Raw genomic sequence first — 16,154 nt, forward strand, 5'->3', positions numbered from 1 at the left:
TCGGGCGGTGTGACGCTGGCGATTGTTGCGATGATGCCATCATGCCGGTGTTTTGCCCGACGAGTCAAACGGCTTTGCTTGCTGCGCAATCCCTGTCACTGCAAGTTCTTGTCCGTGCAAGTCCTTGTTCTGACAGGGACCGGCTACTGTGCATGGGGTTGTTTTCGCGGTTTTTGTTTCGATGCTGCCCTGACGTGCCGCCGCGCCGGCGCCAACGGCATGATCGCCTGCCGTTGGTGAAGGCCGGCAGGCTGCGCGCGCTCGCGGTGTCATCAGCCGAGCGGCTGCCGACGCTGCCTGACGTGCCGACCGTCGGGTGCGCAGTTTGCGCGAAATGCCGGAGTGGCCGATCCCTATCCGATGCCGGCCATCTGAGCTAACCGCTCGAGCAGCGGCCGCTGTCCCGCGTTGATCTTCTTGTGCGCTGCTTCGAGCGTGAACCATTCGGCACGGTCGACCTCGGGGAAGGTCTGTCGCTTGCCGCTACGTGGCGGCCATTCCATCTCGAACATGTTGCTGCGAATGCTGCGCACGTCGATGTCGAATTCGGCAGCGAACGCGGTGACGACCTTGCCGCCGCGCTGCTTGACCTGCCCAAGCGAGGTCAGCGGCATGGACAATGCGAAGCCGAGCTCTTCGGCAAACTCCCGCCGCGCTGCAGCTTCCGGATCTTCCCTGTCCGTATGCTCACCCTTCGGGATGGACCATGCACCGAAGTCCTTGTTGCGCCAGAACGGCCCTCCGGGATGAACAAGGAGAACCTCGACTTCCCGCCGCTTTCGATATGCGAGGATCCCGGCACTGGTCGACGGCATGGCTGATTCCCTGCAGGCGAACCAACGGAAGCCGCTCCATCGAGCGGCTTGCGGACTTGTGCATCAGCCGGCAGATCGTTCGCGGGCGGCGAGACGGATGGCTCGGGTTTTCGCGCTCTTTCCGGCCGCGCGCGCTTCAATCATGCTGCGCCTCTTGGCGTGAGTCGAGGCGTTCTTCCGGAGCAGGGTTGCGATCCGCTTGCGTGCACGGCTGGTATTCAACCGGGCGGCCAGTTCCTCGGCCTTGCGAATGATGGTGGCGGCCGAGGGCGTCAGGTTGACCGGAACCCAGGCGACGTCTTTCGTCTTGGACAGGCTGCCGATGCCCTCGCAGGGAGCTTCGCGTGGCAGGTCGATCCGGATCGCGAGGGCCTCCGTGCGTTCGGTCCAGTCCTCGGCCTTGGTGCCCGTGATGATGCGGACATAGTCGCGCGTCTCGCGCGGCAGCTCGCTCTCCTTGGCGAGCCATTTCTGGATCCGGCCGGGACCCGCGTTGTAGGCGGCCGCGGCCAGGCCGAGATTGCCGAAATCGTCGCGCAGCTTGCGCAGGAATTTTGCGGATGCCGGCAGCGCCTTCATCGGATCGAAGGGATCATCTAACCCGACCTCCGCGGCCGTCTCCGGCATGAACTGCGCGACGCCCTGTGCGCCGGCCTGGCTGACCTCGTCGGACCTGAAGCGGCTCTCCTGCCAGATCAGGCGGGCGAAGAACGGCACCGGAATGCCGCTGGCCTCGGCTGCTCCACGAAGCGCGTGGCAGAATCGTTCTGTCCGCGAAACCGGCGCCTGCGTGACAGGCTCGTTCGCAAGCGGCTCGGGTGTCTCCTCATGGGCCGCGCGTGCATTGGCGAACTCGAGAGCTTGCACGCTTGCGAGGAACAGTTCGACCACCGGAACGAGTGGCGAGGCTTGCGTGTTTTCAAGAACAGCGTGTTCGAAAGCCGATGTCTGGCGGGACGCCGACGGATCGAGGTCACACATCAGAATCATAAACGCGGCGCAAGCCGCGACGACAAATCGCATTGCGTGGACAACCTCGAACTGTGGGTGAACGGCCGGCGGCGCGCCGACGATAAGGCGATAAGGAGTTCTTAGACGATAAGGAGTTCTTAACCGTGTGATTGCGGCAAAGCTGCGGTCTCTTCGGTTCCGCCGGTGCTACTACGGTGTTCCCGCCGGGAAACTCTCCGCCGTTTTGCGGGACATATTGGGACGAGCGACATGATGCGGTGGATTATTGGCGCGGCGATTTCGCTGTCGGTGATCTGTCCGGCGCTTGCAGGGCATCTCGATGCAGCGGCGGTGAACGATGCTGTGCGTCCTGCGAAACAGCCGGCTACCGACAAGATCAACGCGTCCGTTGTGAAGCTTCAAATCATGCTGGACCGTGCGCAGTTCTCGCCCGGCGAAATCGACGGCAAGTTCGGCGAGAACGCGCAGAAGGCGTTGAAGGCATTTTCCGAGCAGAGCGGTATCGCATCCGACAAGACGATCGCGCCGGAGCTTTGGGACAGGCTGAGCGCGGCGAGCGAAGGTCCGATGATTGTCGACTACAAGATCACCGACGCCGATGTGAAGGGGCCGTTCCTGAAAGAGCTGCCAGGCAAGCTCGAGGACATGAAGGCGCTGAAGGCGCTGAGCTACACCAGCCCGCTCGAGGGGCTCGCCGAAAAATTCCACATGAGCGGCGACCTGCTTCGGACGCTCAATTCCGGCAAGTCGTTCGACAAGGCCGGCGAGACGATCACTGTCGCAAATGTCCCTGCACGAAGAGAGCTTCCACCCGTTGCGCGGATCGAGATCGACAAGAGGAACGGCACGCTGAGGGCGTTCGACGGGGCCGGCCGCCTGCTCGCATTCTATCCCGCGACAATCGGCAGTCCGGACCGTCCGACGCCGCAGGGTACGCTCAAGGTCACCAGCACCGACGAGAAGCCGACCTATCACTACAATCCTGACTACAAGTTCAGCAGCGTCAAATCGAAACAGCCGTTCGATGTCCAACCGGGCCCGAACAATCCGGTGGGGGTATATTGGATCGGCTTGTCGGCGCAGGGTTACGGCATCCACGGCACGGCGGAGCCCGACAAGGTCAGCAAGTCGGCGTCGCACGGCTGCGTCAGGCTGACCAATTGGGACGTGCGCGCGCTCGGTGACCACGTCAAGCGTGGCACACCGGTGGTCTTCCTGGATGCGCCGACGGAGTCGGCGTCCAAGCAGCGGGGGAAGTCCGGCGGCAGGCGCGCCTCGAACTGATCCTTGAAACTAGTTCTTGGGAAAGTCCTGACGCAGCGCGATCTCGGCGGCATCGCCGGGCGACAGCACCGTCGGGTCGAACGCTGTTTGCGGTCTCGTCATGATGTCGTAGAGCGAGATGCCCCTTGATGGGCTTGCCCATGAGCTCGCGAACGCAGTCGGCGAGCGTGCCGTTCAAATCAGCCGGCAACGAAGGCGAGCAGGGTGCCGTTGGCCTTGGCCGGCGGTACGCAGATCGCAGGTCCGCTGCGCACAGCTGCCGAACCGAGCGCCTTCTCGGTGGCCGCGAGATCGCCGCTCACAAGCACCAGGGCCGCGCCGCCGCGTCCGGAAAGTCCCGCGAGCGGCACACCGGGATAGCGCTTGCCGAGTTGGTCCAGCGTCAGATAGACGAAATCGGCACGGTCGCCGCCGGAGGGCACGGTCACTGCACCGTCGTCCCCGGTCTTCGGCGCGCGGTCGATCAGCCGTCCCAAATGCGCGGCTTCCTTCGCGGGCTCGGGCGTCGCGATCAGCGTCTGCTTGATCCGCTTCGCTGCATTGGCGTGCTTCATCAACTCGGGGATCCACACCGTGTCGTGGGTCTTGTGCTGGCAGGCGAAGATGCGCACGCCGCCGGGCGCCTCCGCGGTCGGCCACATGAAGGTGCGGAATTTCGCCGCCGAGACCGTGCCATCAGGCAGCGTCACGGGCCGTTCGAAATCGGTCGGGCCGATCGGCTCCAGGCCGCGTGCGCGGATCTCCTCCGCGCCGGCGGCGGAATCGACCGCGGTGAAGGCGATGCGCTCGATGCCCTCACCCCGCTTGTCGAGGAAGGCGCGCGCGGGCGCGTTGTGCTCGGTCGCGGCGAGCACGCCGAGCAGCTCCATATAGTCCGGGTCGAACATGATGGTGTAGTTGCCGGTTCCCATATGCGCACTGTGGGTGCCGCGCGGCGAGAGGGTGAAGCCGAGCTGCTTGTAATTCTCGGCGGCCTTGTCGAGGTCCTGAACCATGACCACGGCGTGGTCGATACCGATGACGTTCTTGAGGGCCACTGTTCTTCCCCGAATGCAAACTGACTTCAGACCGCGGCGGCGGCCACTGGTCCTGTCTACGCCGGATAGGCGGTCAAGTCATTTTCAAATCGGCGGCAAAGGCGGAAATTTCATTCCGCGAAATGCTCTCTTGACGCGCGATGGCGTCAGCGAGCCTGCTCGATATAGGCGGCGAGGATGGCGCGCTCCTCGCTGGTCATTTCGGTGATGTTACCCGGCGGCATCGCATTGGACCAGGCCGCGACGCGACCGATCAGGCGGATGTTGCGATGGATATGCTCGGGCGCATCGAGCAATATGCCTTTCGGCGCGGTCGCGATGCCGTCCCAGACAGGCTTGGTCGCGTGGCACATGCTGCAGCGGGACATCACGATCTCCTCGACATTGGCGAGCGTCGGTTGCACCTGCAGCGCGCTTGTCCTGGCCTCGCGCGGCCCGGCCGCGGAGAGGAAGAGGATCGCGATCACGCCGACCGCTGCGACGCCCCACACCCACCATGGCGATTTGCGACCGGCATGACCCTCGTTGAAGAAGTGGCGGATCACCGGGCCGAGCGCCAGGATGATCGCGACGATGATCCAGTTGAAGCGCGTGGCGTAGAGCAGGGGATAGTGGTTGCTGATCATCAGCACGACGACAGGCAGCGTCAGATAATTGTTGTGGACCGAGCGCTCCTTGCTGGTCTTGCCGAGTTTCGGATCGGGTGCTTGCCCCGCGATCAGGGCGGCCACGATCTTCTCCTGGTTCGGGATGATCAACGCGAAGACGTTGGCGACCATGATGGTGCCGATGATCGCGCCGATCTGGTTGAAGGCGCCGCGGCCGCTCAGCACGTGGGTGAAGGCATAGGTCAACGCGACCAGGAACAGATAGCCGCCGATGGCGAACGGGAGCTCGCGCTGCGCAAGCCCGGTGCGGCAGGCGGCTTCATACAGCAGCCATGCCAGCGCGAGGCTGCAAAAGCTGAACAGCCCGGCCTGGAATGGCGTGAGGTCGAGGATCGACTTGTCGACCAGGAACAGATCGGCTTCGAGATAATACACCACCACCATCAGCGCGAAGCCGGACAGCCAGGTGGTGTAGGCCTCCCATTTGAACCAGGTCAGCTCGTCCGGCATCTGGGCGGGTGCAACCAGATATTTCATGATCCGGTAGAAGCCGCCGCCATGGACCTGCCAGGCCTCGCCCTGCACGCCGTCCGGCAGATCGCTGTTGGGCTTGAGGCTGAGGTCGAGGGCGATGAAATAGAAGGAACTGCCGATCCACGCGATCGCCGCCACCACGTGCAGCCCGCGGAGCAGCAGGTTCGCCCATTCCGATATGATGGATCCCCACATGATCACCCCATCAATTGCGGCACCAATGCCGCAGCTTTGATGACCGCAACCGGCGGCCCCGCCCTTACAATGTGTCGCACCGATCAGCGGCATTTTCCAGTACGATGGATTGCTGCTGATGCACATCGTGCGGGCATGAGCTGACGTGGAATTCGGCAGGCGTTTGACCTGTCGCAGAACGTTTGCGGGTCGATCGGCGTTGACGCCCCACACGTGAAGGCCGGGAGGAAACGACGTGAAGAACAGGATTTCGTTGGTGGCGATATCCGCGGGGTGGCTGGTCGCGATCGCGACCTCCGCACAGGCCGAGCCGGTGCTGCAGGGCAGGGACGCCTACGGCGATTGGCAGGCCGACAAGCCCGGCACGGTCAGGTTGATCCGGCCGCAGGACCTTGCAAAGCCCCGGGCCACGCCGTCGGTTGCGAGCTTCTCGCGCGTGGTGCCCCGGCCGCCGGAGGCTGCGCTTCAGGTGCCGGCCGGATTCAAGATCGAGCTGTTCGCCGGGGGCCTGCGCGCCCCGCGCATCATCAGGGTTGCGCCGAACGGCGACGTCTTCGTCGCGGAGACGCGCGCCGGCAACATCCGCGTGTTGCGCGCCGGTGAGGGCGGCAAGGTCGCGACCAACGAGGTGTTCGCGAGCGGACTGCGGCAGCCGTTCGGCATCGCCTTTTTCCCGGGCGGCGACAATCCGCAATGGGTCTATGTCGCCAACACTGACAGCGTCGTTCGCATTCCCTATCAAGCCGGTGACCTCAAGGCGCGCGGCAAGGCGGAGACGATCGTGGCGAGCCTGCCGCATGACGGCGGCCATTCCACCCGCGACATCGTCTTCACGCCTGACAACAAGCGCATGCTGGTCTCGGTCGGCTCTCTCAGCAACGTCGCCGAAGGCATGGGTACGCCGGCCGCGCGGATTGGAAGCGTGGTCGAAAACGCAGCCGCTCGGCGCCGCGTGGGCGAGCGAGACCGACCGCGCCACCGTGCTCGCCTTCAATCCCGATGGTAAGGAGCGGAAGATCTACGCCACCGGCATCCGCAACTGCGTCGGCCTGGCGGTCCAGCCGCAGACCGGGCTGCCCTGGTGCTCGACCAACGAGCGCGACGGGCTCGGCGACGATCTCGTTCCTGACTACGTCACCAGCGTGAAGGAAGGCGCCTTCTATGGCTGGCCGTGGTTCTATGTCGGCGGCAATCAAGACCCGCGCCATGCCGGCGCGCGGCCGGACCTCAAGGACAAGGTTACCGTGCCTGATGTGCTGGTGCAGCCGCACTCGGCCTCGCTCGGCATGACCTTCTATCAGGGCACGCAGTTTCCATCCGAGTACCAAGGCGATGCCTTCGCCGCCGAGCACGGCTCCTGGAACCGGTCGAAGCGCACCGGCTACAAGGTGATCCGCATCCGGATGAAGGACGGCAAGCCGACGGGCGAGTACGAGGATTTCGTCACGGGGTTCGTGGTGAATGACACCGACGTGTGGGGGCGGCCGGTCGGTGTCGCCGTGGCGAAGGATGGATCGCTGCTGGTGTCGGAGGACGGCAATGGCACGATCTGGCGGGTGACAAGCACGCCGCGATGAAGGTGTACCCTCCCCCACAAGGGAAGAAGGGACAGCAGCGTGCTTGGGATGTCTACCCCCTGCGCACACTCGCGCCGCCATCCACCGGCAGCGTCACGCCCGTAATGAAGTTCGCCTCGTCTGATGCCAAGAACAGCGCGGCATTGGCGACGTCCCATCCCGTGCCCATCTTCCGGCGGAGCGGCACCTTGCTGTCGCGCTCGGCTTCGACTTCGGCGCGGGTCTTGTGCCATTCGCGGGCGCGGGTGTCGACGGCCATCGGCGTGTTCATCAGGCCGGGCAGGATGACGTTGGCGCGGATGCCGTATTCGGCGTTCTGGTAGGCGAGCTGTTCGGTGAAGGCGATCATTGCCGACTTCGTCGCCTTGTAGGCGACGTACGGATAGGTCGTGATCGCCGCCATCGAGGAGATGTTGATGATCGCGCCGCTGTTCTGCGCGCGCATGATCGGGATCACCTCTTTCGCCGCCAGAATGCAGCTCTTCAGATTGATGGCGACAACGCGGTCGAATGCCTCCTCGGTGATTTGCAGCAACTCGGCATCGCCGCCGGACAGGCTGACGCCGACATTGTTGTGCAGCACGTCGATGCGGCCCCAGCGCGAATGCGCGTCCGCCACCATCGCCTTGATGTCGGCGGACTTGGTCACGTCGGCCTTGAAGGCTGCGGCGGTGCCTTGCTGCGCGGCGATCAGGGCAGCGGTTTCCTGCGCCGATTCCAGATGATGATCGACGCAAAGCACTTTCGCACCCTCACGTGCGAAGATGAGCGCGGTGGCGCGGCCGTTGCCCATTCCCTCGCCGGGGCTTTGCCCGGCCCCGACCACGATCGCAATCTTGTCCTTCAAGCGCATGTCAGTTCACTCCGGGGATCGGGTACTGCTGGAGTACCTCTTTGTAATAAGGCTCGTTGTCGATCTTCATGGTGGCGAGCACGCGCACGACGCCGCAATAGAAAGCGATGGTCAGCACGAGGTCGACCATGTGTTCGTCCGAGAGATGCTGCTTGATCTCGGCAAAGGTCGCATCCGACATCGCGAGCTCGCGTACCATCTCGCGGGCGCCTTTCAGGATCGCCTTGGCGAGCGGCTCGAGCTTCGAGGGCTTTCCGTTGGTCTCGGCCATCAGGCCGGCGATGTCCTCTTCGGTGACGCCGAATTCCTTGCCGATCTTCACGTGATGGGTGAATTCGTATTCCGACTTCTCCATCCAGCCGACCTGGAGGATCGCAAGCTCCCGCAGGCGCGGGTCGAGCTTGCTCTTGAAGCGGATGTAGCCGCCGATGCCGTTGAAGGCGCGCGCCATCTCCGGCGAGTTGACCAACAGCTTGTGCAGATTGGTGTTGCGCTTGAGCATGTCGCGATATTCAGGCGCGACCTGGTCAGCTTCGAGATAGGGCAGGCGGGCCATCCCTGGTGTTCCTTTCAGTGCTCTTGTGATTCACGTTCGGGGGCTTGGAGCGTCACGCCGCCGTCGACCACCAGCACCTGGCCGGTGATGTAGCGCGCGAAATTGCTGAGCAGGAACTTGACGGCATGGCCGACGTCCCAGCCGGTGCCTTCGGTCTTCAGCAGTGAGGCCATGGCGCGCTGCGCGCGCGCCTGCTCGCTCATGCCGCGGGCATAGACCATCGGCGTGTACATCGGTCCCGGGCAAATGCAGTTGACGCGGATGTTGTCGCGGCCGTGATCGACCGCCATCGCGCGGGTCAGCCCGATGATCGCGGCCTTTGATGTCGTGTAGGTCGTCAGCCCGCGCGGCCGCAGCGCCGAGATCGAGGAGATGTTGACGATCGCGCCGCCTTTGGCGGTCTTGATCATGGCGGGGATCGCATGCTTCGAGAGCAGGAACATGCTCTCGACATTGACCTGCATGACGCGGCGATATTGCTCGGGCGTCTCGTCGACCACGCTGCCCCGGCTGCCGATGCCGACATTGTTGTCGAGAAAATCGAGCCGGCCCCAGCGATCGAGCGCCGCTTCGACCAGTGCCTTGCAATCGCCCTCGCTGGTGACATCGCCGCCATGGGCTGCGGCAGTGCCGCCCTCGGCTGAGATCATCTCCACGGTGCGCTCGGCGAGCTTGAGGTTGCGGTCCGCCACCAGCACCTTGGCGCCCGCGCGTGCCAGCAGGATTGCGGCAGCACGGCCATTGCCGATACCGTCGCCCGCAGCGCCGCCTCCGCTGACCATCGCTACCTTGCCGCCGAAACCGGCATCGTCCTCGGGGCCCCGCATGTCGTTCTTCCCAATTATTTTCGTGCAGATTAGCAATCGTCCCCGCCGGAGAGAAGGGCGCTCCTCCTGCATTCATGTCATTGACATCGCATGGAATTGCATGTCGCGGCCGGCGCATTGCGCAGGGCTGGTCCTTGCGGCTGAGGAACCGTTTTCCCGCGACTGCGTTTGCTGCCGGAGCCTTTCCCGCGCTAGGCTCTGTCCCGGGGCTTCCCAACCGCCAGTGGCTTGCCGATGAATCTGCTCGATCCACAAGGGCCTGTGGCTGCGGCCAACAGCACGATCCTGGTCGATTCCGTCTTCATCATGCTCGCGATCGTGGTGCCGACCATCATCGCGATCCTCGGCTTTGCGTTCTGGTTTCGCGCCTCCAATCCAAAGGCGCACTTTCAGCCGGACTTCGTCTATTCCGGGCGCGTCGAGATGGTGGTGTGGGCGATCCCCGCGCTCACCGTGATCCTGCTCGGCGGCGTCGCCTGGATCGGCTCGCACCAGCTCGATCCCGCAGCACCCGTGCCCGGCACTGGCAGCCCGGTCCGCATTCAGGCCGTCTCGCTCGACTGGAAATGGCTGTTCATTTATCCCGACCAGCGCATCGCCACCGTCAACACGCTGACGGTGCCGGCCGGCGCCGAGCTGAACTTTCAGCTGACGTCGTCGAGCGTGATGAACACGTTCTTCATCCCGCAGCTCGGCAGCATGATCTACACCATGAACGGCATGGTGACGAAGCTGAACCTGCGCGCCGACAACGAAGGCAAGCTGCAGGGCCTGTCGGCGCATTTCTCAGGCGATGGTTTTCCGGACATGATGTTCGACGTCAACGTGATCTCGCCGCTCGCCTTTCCGGACTGGGTGGCGGCGACGGCGAAGAGCGATGCCGTGCTCAACGAAGAGAGCTACAAGAAGTTGATGCAGCAGGGCATCGAGAAGGGCAAGCCGACTTACCGGCTCGACGATCCCAGGCTGTTCGACCTGATCGCGAACCAGCACATTCCGCCAGGGCCGGGGCCGGAGCTGATCTCCGAGGCCGGCCGTCCGCACAGTGGAGGCCATGATGCTCGGTAAGCTCGACTGGTCGGCGATTCCGTTCTCGACCAACCCATTCCGCTGATCGCGGGCGCAGTGGTGCTGTTCGGGATTCTCGCGGTGCTGATCTGGGTCGTGGTAAAGGGCCATCTGCCATATCTCTGGCACGAATGGATCACCAGCGTCGACCACAAGCGCATCGGCGTCATGTACATCCTGCTGGCCTCGGTGATGCTGCTGCGCGGCGGCAGCGACGCCATCATGATGCGGATCCAGCAGGCGGTCGCCTTTCAGTCGCAGGGCTATCTGCCGCCGGAGCATTACAACCAGATATTTTCGGCGCACGGCACCATCATGATCTTCTTCGTGGCGATGCCGTTCGTGATCGGGCTGATGAACCTGATCGTGCCGCTGCAGCTTGGCGTGCGCGACGTCGCTTTCCCGACGCTCAATTCGGTCGGCTTCTGGCTCACCGCGACCGGTGCGCTGCTGGTCAATCTCTCGCTCGTGATCGGCGAATTCGCCCGCACCGGCTGGCTCGCGTTTCCGCCGCTATCGGAATTGTCCTACTCGCCGGGCGTCGGCGTCGATTACTACGCCTGGTCGCTGCAGATCTCCGGCGTCGGTACGCTGGTGGCGGGCATCAACCTCGTCACGACGGTGCTGAAGCTGCGCACCAAGGGCATGAACTATCTGCGCATGCCGATGTTCTGCTGGACCACGCTGGCCTCGAATCTCCTCATCGTCGCGGCCTTCCCGATCCTCACCGCGACGCTGGCGATGCTGCTGCTCGACCGCTATCTCGGCTTCCACTTCTTCACCAACGAAGCCGGCGGCAACGTCATGATGTTCATGAACCTGATCTGGGCCTGGGGTCATCCGGAGGTCTACATCCTGGTGCTCCCGGCGTTCGGCATCTTCTCCGAGGTGGTCTCGACCTTCTCCGGCAAGGCGCTATTCGGCTATCGCTCGATGGTGCTGGCGACCATGGCGATCTGCATCATTTCCTTCATGGTCTGGCTGCATCACTTCTTCACGATGGGCGCGGGTCCCGACGTCAACGCCATCTTCGGCATCGCCAGCATGATCATCGCGATACCGACCGGGGTGAAGATCTACAATTGGCTGTTCACGATGTATGGCGGCCGCATCCGCTTTGAGACGCCGATGCTGTGGTCGATAGGCTTCATGGTCACCTTCATCATCGGCGGACTGACCGGCGTGCTGGTCGCGGTGCCGCCGGCCGATTTCATGCTCCACAACAGCATGTTTCTGGTTGCGCACTTCCACAACGTCATCATCGGCGGCGTGCTGTTCGGTGCCTTCGCCGGCTTCGAATACTGGTTTCCAAAGGCGTTCGGCTTCCGCCTTGACGAGCGCTGGGGCAAGCTGGCGTTCTGGTTCACGTTCCTCGGCTTCTACGTCACCTTCGTCCCGCTCTATATCGCCGGCATGCTCGGCATGACGCGGCGGATGCAGCACTATGATGTCGCGGCATGGCGGCCGTGGATGTTCGTGGCGGCCGCCGGCATGGCCGTGCTGACAATCGGGGTGATCTGCCAGATCGTGCAGATCGTGGTCAGCATCCGCAACCGCGAGGCTTTGCGCGATCGCACCGGCGATCCCTGGGACGGGCGTTCGCTGGAATGGGCGACCTCGTCGCCGCCGCCGGTTTTCAACTTCGCCTTCAATCCCGATGTGCGCGGCGAGGATGCCTACTGGGACATCAAGAGCCGCGCCCAGCAGCAATCGCTCGAGCATGAGGTGCCGGAATATCATGACATCGAGATGCCCCGGAATTCTCCGACCGGCTTCGTCTGCGCGTTCTTCGCCACCATCATGGGCTTTGCGCTGATCTGGCACATCTGGTGGATGGTGATTTTGGGCGGCATCGGCGCGTTCGCGACCTTCGTCGTGTTTGCCTGGCGCGACCATGACGAATACGTCATTCCGGCCGACGAAGTCGCTGCTATAGACCGCGTCAATCTCGAGGAGCGGCGCAGCCTCGTCAGCATGGCGGGGACAGTCTGATGTCAATGACCGCGACCGCCGGCCGTGCGCACGCCGATCCCCATCACATCGGGCTCGTCATCGAGCATCCCGGCCCGGCGTCAAAGCGCATCGTGACCGCCTATGGCTTCTGGGTCTTCCTGCTGTCCGACATCGTGATGTTCTCCTGCTTCTTTGCGGCCTATGCGGTGCTGGTCGGCCAGACCGCCGGCGGCCCGAAAGGTTCGGAGATATTCGACCAGCGGAATGTGGCGATCGAGACTGTCTGCCTGCTGCTGTCGAGTTTTACGTGCGGCATGGCCAGTATCGCGGCCGATGTGCGCAACCGGTTCTGGTTCTACCTCGGCATGGCCGTGACTTGCGGGCTCGGAGTGGTGTTCCTCGCCATTGAGTTCCGCGAATTCGCCGATCTCGTCTCCCGCGGTTATGGGCCGTCGCGAAGCGCCTTCCTCACAGCATTCTTCTCGCTGGTGGGATGCCACGGTCTGCACGTCTCGGCCGGCGTACTGTGGCTGCTGACCATGATGGCCCAGGTCTTCGCCAAGGGCTTTCGCGCAGACGTCCTGCGCCGGATGATGTGCTTTGCGCTGTTCTGGCATGCGCTCGACATCGTCTGGGTCGGGGTGTTCTCCGTGGTCTACTTGCTTGGGAGTGGCGTATGAGCGATCAGGCGCATGTGCGGACCGAACGCGACCTCGCGCCGGGCGAGGAAGAGCAACACAGTGTCGGCGCACGCATCCTTGGTTACGTGGTCGGCCTTGTGCTTGCGCTGCTGCTGACGGCGACGTCGTTCTTCATCGCCGGCACCGATCTGGTCTGGCAGCCTTCCATTCCCGTTGCGCTGATCGTGCTGGCGATCGCGCAGATGGGCGTGCACCTCGTGTTCTTCCTGCACATCACCACTGGCCCCGACAACACCAACAACGTACTGGCGCTGGCCTTCGGATTGCTGGTGGTCTTCCTGGTGGTCGGTGGCACCGTCTGGATCATGGCGCATCTGAATGCGAACATGCCGCCGATGGATCAGATCATGCCGATGCGCCGTTAGCGCATTGTGCAAAAAAGAAGAGCCGCTTGTTGTGACAAGCGGCCCAAGTCTAGGGAGGAAACGCCCGAGCAAAGCAATCGGGCCGGAACCGGATTGCCGCCAAGGAAACGCTCGCGCAAAGCGCTTGCGTACACATTTAAATGCAGCAACTCCCGATAGAGTTCAATTCCGGATGAATACTGTCTCCGGCTACCGCTCACGGCTGCGTGAAGGGCTTCCTCATTTCGGCCGGCGGCAATTATAGGCCTTGCGGAAGCCCGCGGCCTGGGCGTCGTCCTCCGAGCAGAACCAGCGATCCGGCTTGGTGGTCGCGGGGTAACTCGGGCAACCCCGTAGATGGTAGATGCCGATATTGCCGGTGACGCGCGCGCGCACGGCGAGCTTGCCCTTGATGCTACAGCTCGGCGGCATGTTCAGATCCTCGGGAAACAACGCCGTGCGAATCTCCTTGTCGCGGTCGGCGCGGCAGGCGGCACCCAGGAGCGCGCCGTCCTTCTTGCCGACGCGGAATTCTTGCGGTGCAACAAAGCAGCCCTTCCAGATCCCGGCCGAGGCCGATTTCGCGTCGGCTGCGGCCGACTTGACGTTCGCCTTGATCGGCTCGCGCGCGACGGCATAGCCGAGCTTGACCAACTGCTCGTTCAAGCTGGTCTTGTCGCCCTCGGCCGTGCAGATCGCGCGGTGCCGCTTGCCGAAGCTCTTTTCGGGGCCGACATCGTCGCAACGCACGGATCGCTTGCCGACCAGCTTCGCGAGCTGGTCGCGGGCCTCGATGCCGCAGGTCCAGGGATCGGCGTGATCGTCGATGCAGACCTGATCCAGCTCGGGCGCGTCGACGCCGTCGAGGCGGTAGGTGACGTCGCCGAGCTGGATGGCGTTGCCGTCGCGGACCGTCGCGGCGGCGGTCAGCGCAGAGGCGGGGCCGGAGGTGCCCAGAAATCCGGACAGAGCGAGAAAGAAAACCAGCGCGAAAGCGCGCGCGGCGGAAAATGAATTCTCGAAGGACATACGGTCTCGCTATCGATTGGTCTTTCGCCTTGTTCCTAGCATCCGGATGTGGCGATACCAATGGTCTGCGCCCTGCGAAGTGCGACATTCCGGCGCCGCGGCTTTACTCAGCCGTAGCTCTGATCCTATCGTTGCCCGGCCTCGCGGACCGCGGAGGCCGAATCGCCCGTGAAGCGGCGAGGGAGGGAAAAGGTTGCGATGAAAGACCCCGTGGACGTCCTGATCATCGGTGCCGGCGCTTCAGGCGCGGCGGTGGCGTGGTCGCTGGCCGAGACCAAAATGCACATTCTCTGCCTGGAGCAGGGTGGCTGGATGAACCCGGCGGAATATCCCAGCACGGGCCGGGACTGGGAGGCCAAGTTCTACGGCGAGTGGTCGTCGAGCCCCAACATCCGCGGCCGGCCCGAGGACTATCCGATCAACGACGACAATTCGCCGATCAAGGTCGTCAATTACAATGCGGTCGGCGGTTCGACGGTGATGTACACCGCGCATTGGCCGCGGCTGCATCCCTCCGATTTCAAGGTCAAGACGCTCGACGGCGTCGCCGACGACTGGCCGATCGACTACGACGCGTTGACCCCGTTCTTCGAAGAGAATGACCGGATGATGGGGGCGTCAGGCCTGTCGGGCGATCCGCTCTCGCCGCTGACGCATCCGCCGATGCCGCAACAGCCGCTCGGCTTGTCCGGCGCCATCATCGGCAAGGCCATGAACGAGCGCGGCTGGCACTGGTGGCCGTCGGACACGACGGTCGCGACCATGGACTATGAGGGCCGCGCGCGCTGCATCAATCTCGGCCATTGCACGCCGGCCTGCGCGCAAGGCGCAAAATCCTCGACCGACATCACCTATTGGCCGCACGCGGTCCGCGCCGGTGTCGAGCTGCGCACCCATTGCCGGGTGCGCGAGATCACCACCGACGAGAACGGCATGGCCACGGGCGTGGTCTACTACGACAAGGATGGCGTCGAGCAGTTCCAGCCGGCGCATGTCGTCATCATCGCCTGTAACGGCGTCGGCACGCCGCGGCTGCTGCTGAACTCGGCATCGAGCCGCTTTCCGAACGGTCTTGCCAATTCGTCCGGCTTGGTCGGCAAGAACCTGATGTTCCATCCCTATGCGCAGATCTACGGCTACGTGAAGGAGCCGACCGACAGCAACCGCGCGCCGCCGACCTGCCTGTGGAGCAAGGAGTGGTATGACACGGACCTGGCGCGCGGTTTCGTGCGCGGCTATGGCGTCCAGTTCGTGCGCGGCGCGGGGCCGGTGTTCGAGGCTGTCGTCAGCGAGCAGAAGGGCATCTTGCCGTGGGGCGCCGATCATCACCGCATCTTCCGCAAGCTCAACGGCCACCGCCTCGGGTTTTCCGCGATTTGCGAGGACCTGCCGGAGGAGCATAACCAGGTCACGCTCGATCCGGTCTTGAAGGACAGCCACGGCATTCCCGCGCCGAAGATCGACTACACGATCAGCGAGAACAGCCGGAAAATGATGGAGCATGCGCTGGCGCGCGGCCGGGAGATTCTCGAAACGGCGGGGGCGAGCGACATCTGCGTCAACTCGCCGATCCCGTGGGGCGGCTGGCACCTGCTCGGCACGGCACGCATGGGCACCGATCCCGAACGCTCCGTCGTCAACGAATGGGGCCGCTCGCACGACGTGAAGAACCTCTTCATCGTCGATGGCAGCGTCTTCGTCACCTCGGGCGGCGTCAACCCGACCTCCACCATCCAGGCCATCGCGCTCTACGTCGCCGACCAGATGAAGCAGCGCCTCGCCAATTTGTTCGATTGAGACT

The 16,154-nt window shown here is 63.7% G+C and carries 13 protein-coding genes and 2 pseudogenes; 7 read left to right on the forward strand and 8 right to left on the reverse strand.

Annotated elements, in window-relative coordinates:
- Window positions 1–353: 353 nt before the first annotated feature.
- Together ACVWW3_RS04015 and ACVWW3_RS04020 are read right to left on the reverse strand one after the other, a co-directional pair.
- Window positions 354–815, reverse strand: coding sequence for an NUDIX domain-containing protein (locus tag ACVWW3_RS04015; protein WP_354105031.1), 462 nt, complete (start codon window positions 813–815; stop codon window positions 354–356).
- 63 nt (window positions 816–878) lie between these two features.
- Window positions 879–1,838, reverse strand: a complete 960-nt coding sequence (locus ACVWW3_RS04020) for a lytic transglycosylase domain-containing protein (protein WP_456650857.1) — start codon at window positions 1,836–1,838, stop codon at window positions 879–881.
- Between the two features lie 198 nt (window positions 1,839–2,036).
- Between ACVWW3_RS04020 and ACVWW3_RS04025 the strand changes: the two genes are divergently transcribed.
- Window positions 2,037–3,071: a L,D-transpeptidase family protein gene (locus tag ACVWW3_RS04025; protein ID WP_456650856.1), complete on the forward strand. Its 1,035-nt coding sequence runs from the start codon at window positions 2,037–2,039 to the stop codon at window positions 3,069–3,071.
- A 179-nt stretch (window positions 3,072–3,250) separates the two neighbouring features.
- Here the strand turns inward: ACVWW3_RS04025 and ACVWW3_RS04030 are convergent, their stop codons facing one another.
- Both ACVWW3_RS04030 and ACVWW3_RS04035 read right to left on the reverse strand, forming a co-directional pair.
- Window positions 3,251–4,108, reverse strand: a complete 858-nt coding sequence (locus ACVWW3_RS04030; RefSeq protein ID WP_456650855.1) for a VOC family protein — start codon at window positions 4,106–4,108, stop codon at window positions 3,251–3,253.
- Window positions 4,109–4,254: 146 nt separating this feature from the next.
- Window positions 4,255–5,445 carry a urate hydroxylase PuuD gene (locus tag ACVWW3_RS04035; RefSeq protein ID WP_456650854.1) on the reverse strand — a complete coding sequence of 397 codons (1,191 nt, stop codon included), beginning with the start codon at window positions 5,443–5,445 and terminating at the stop codon, window positions 4,255–4,257.
- Between the two features lie 235 nt (window positions 5,446–5,680).
- Here ACVWW3_RS04035 and ACVWW3_RS04040 point away from each other — a divergent pair.
- Window positions 5,681–7,022: pseudogene (locus tag ACVWW3_RS04040) on the forward strand (PQQ-dependent sugar dehydrogenase).
- 52 nt (window positions 7,023–7,074) lie between these two features.
- On the opposite strand, the gene ACVWW3_RS04045 reads toward ACVWW3_RS04040, so the two are convergent.
- The 3 genes from ACVWW3_RS04045 to ACVWW3_RS04055 are packed head-to-tail and all read right to left on the reverse strand — an operon-like array spanning window position 7,075 to window position 9,258.
- Window positions 7,075–7,875, reverse strand: coding sequence for an SDR family NAD(P)-dependent oxidoreductase (locus ACVWW3_RS04045; RefSeq protein ID WP_456650853.1), 801 nt, complete (start codon window positions 7,873–7,875; stop codon window positions 7,075–7,077).
- A 1-nt stretch (window position 7,876) separates the two neighbouring features.
- The gene (locus tag ACVWW3_RS04050) at window positions 7,877–8,431 is read right to left on the reverse strand and encodes a carboxymuconolactone decarboxylase family protein (protein ID WP_456650852.1); all 555 of its coding nucleotides are present in this window, start codon (window positions 8,429–8,431) and stop codon (window positions 7,877–7,879) included.
- 14 nt (window positions 8,432–8,445) lie between these two features.
- Window positions 8,446–9,258 (reverse strand): SDR family NAD(P)-dependent oxidoreductase, encoded by an 813-nt coding sequence (locus ACVWW3_RS04055; RefSeq protein WP_456650851.1) that lies wholly within the window; start codon window positions 9,256–9,258, stop codon window positions 8,446–8,448.
- Window positions 9,259–9,492: 234 nt separating this feature from the next.
- Between ACVWW3_RS04055 and ACVWW3_RS04060 the strand changes: the two genes are divergently transcribed.
- The 4 genes and pseudogenes from ACVWW3_RS04060 (at window position 9,493) to cyoD (ending at window position 13,345) form a co-directional block, all read left to right on the forward strand.
- Window positions 9,493–10,326 carry a cytochrome ubiquinol oxidase subunit II gene (locus ACVWW3_RS04060; protein WP_456650850.1) on the forward strand — a complete coding sequence of 278 codons (834 nt, stop codon included), beginning with the start codon at window positions 9,493–9,495 and terminating at the stop codon, window positions 10,324–10,326.
- A pseudogene (gene cyoB, locus ACVWW3_RS04065) lies at window positions 10,316–12,318 on the forward strand (cytochrome o ubiquinol oxidase subunit I). Before ACVWW3_RS04060 ends, cyoB begins: the two are co-directional and overlap by 11 nt.
- Entirely contained in the window at window positions 12,318–12,959 is a 642-nt protein-coding gene (locus ACVWW3_RS04070) for a cytochrome (ubi)quinol oxidase subunit III (RefSeq protein WP_456650848.1), read from the forward strand. The pseudogene cyoB and the gene ACVWW3_RS04070 overlap by 1 nt, the downstream one beginning before the upstream one ends.
- Complete coding sequence (gene cyoD / locus ACVWW3_RS04075) at window positions 12,956–13,345, forward strand: cytochrome o ubiquinol oxidase subunit IV (protein ID WP_247348214.1); 390 nt, start codon at window positions 12,956–12,958, stop codon at window positions 13,343–13,345. Before ACVWW3_RS04070 ends, cyoD begins: the two co-directional genes overlap by 4 nt.
- A gap of 219 nt (window positions 13,346–13,564) precedes the next feature.
- Here cyoD and ACVWW3_RS04080 read toward each other — a convergent pair whose 3' ends face one another.
- Window positions 13,565–14,353 (reverse strand): thermonuclease family protein, encoded by a 789-nt coding sequence (locus ACVWW3_RS04080; protein ID WP_456671879.1) that lies wholly within the window; start codon window positions 14,351–14,353, stop codon window positions 13,565–13,567.
- Window positions 14,354–14,551: 198 nt separating this feature from the next.
- On the opposite strand from ACVWW3_RS04080, the gene ACVWW3_RS04085 reads away from it, so the two are divergent.
- Window positions 14,552–16,150 (forward strand): GMC family oxidoreductase, encoded by a 1,599-nt coding sequence (locus ACVWW3_RS04085; RefSeq protein ID WP_456650847.1) that lies wholly within the window; start codon window positions 14,552–14,554, stop codon window positions 16,148–16,150.
- Window positions 16,151–16,154: the final 4 nt, after the last annotated feature.

The sequence above is a fragment of the Bradyrhizobium sp. LM2.9 genome, assembly GCF_054056555.1.

Bases quoted from the DNA above. Each gene is read 5' to 3' on its own strand.
- ACVWW3_RS04085 (WP_456650847.1), top strand. From the start codon at position 14,552: ATGAAAGACCCCGTGGACGTCCTGATCATCGGTGCCGGCGCTTCAGGC.
- cyoD (WP_247348214.1), top strand. From the start codon at position 12,956: ATGAGCGATCAGGCGCATGTGCGGACCGAACGCGACCTCGCGCCGGGC.
- ACVWW3_RS04015 (WP_354105031.1), bottom strand. From the start codon at position 815: ATGCCGTCGACCAGTGCCGGGATCCTCGCATATCGAAAGCGGCGGGAA.
- ACVWW3_RS04020 (WP_456650857.1), bottom strand. From the start codon at position 1,838: ATGCGATTTGTCGTCGCGGCTTGCGCCGCGTTTATGATTCTGATGTGT.
- ACVWW3_RS04060 (WP_456650850.1), top strand. From the start codon at position 9,493: ATGAATCTGCTCGATCCACAAGGGCCTGTGGCTGCGGCCAACAGCACG.
- ACVWW3_RS04070 (WP_456650848.1), top strand. From the start codon at position 12,318: ATGTCAATGACCGCGACCGCCGGCCGTGCGCACGCCGATCCCCATCAC.
- ACVWW3_RS04080 (WP_456671879.1), bottom strand. From the start codon at position 14,353: ATGTCCTTCGAGAATTCATTTTCCGCCGCGCGCGCTTTCGCGCTGGTT.
- ACVWW3_RS04045 (WP_456650853.1), bottom strand. From the start codon at position 7,875: ATGCGCTTGAAGGACAAGATTGCGATCGTGGTCGGGGCCGGGCAAAGC.
- ACVWW3_RS04025 (WP_456650856.1), top strand. From the start codon at position 2,037: ATGATGCGGTGGATTATTGGCGCGGCGATTTCGCTGTCGGTGATCTGT.
- ACVWW3_RS04050 (WP_456650852.1), bottom strand. From the start codon at position 8,431: ATGGCCCGCCTGCCCTATCTCGAAGCTGACCAGGTCGCGCCTGAATAT.
- ACVWW3_RS04035 (WP_456650854.1), bottom strand. From the start codon at position 5,445: ATGTGGGGATCCATCATATCGGAATGGGCGAACCTGCTGCTCCGCGGG.
- ACVWW3_RS04055 (WP_456650851.1), bottom strand. From the start codon at position 9,258: ATGCGGGGCCCCGAGGACGATGCCGGTTTCGGCGGCAAGGTAGCGATG.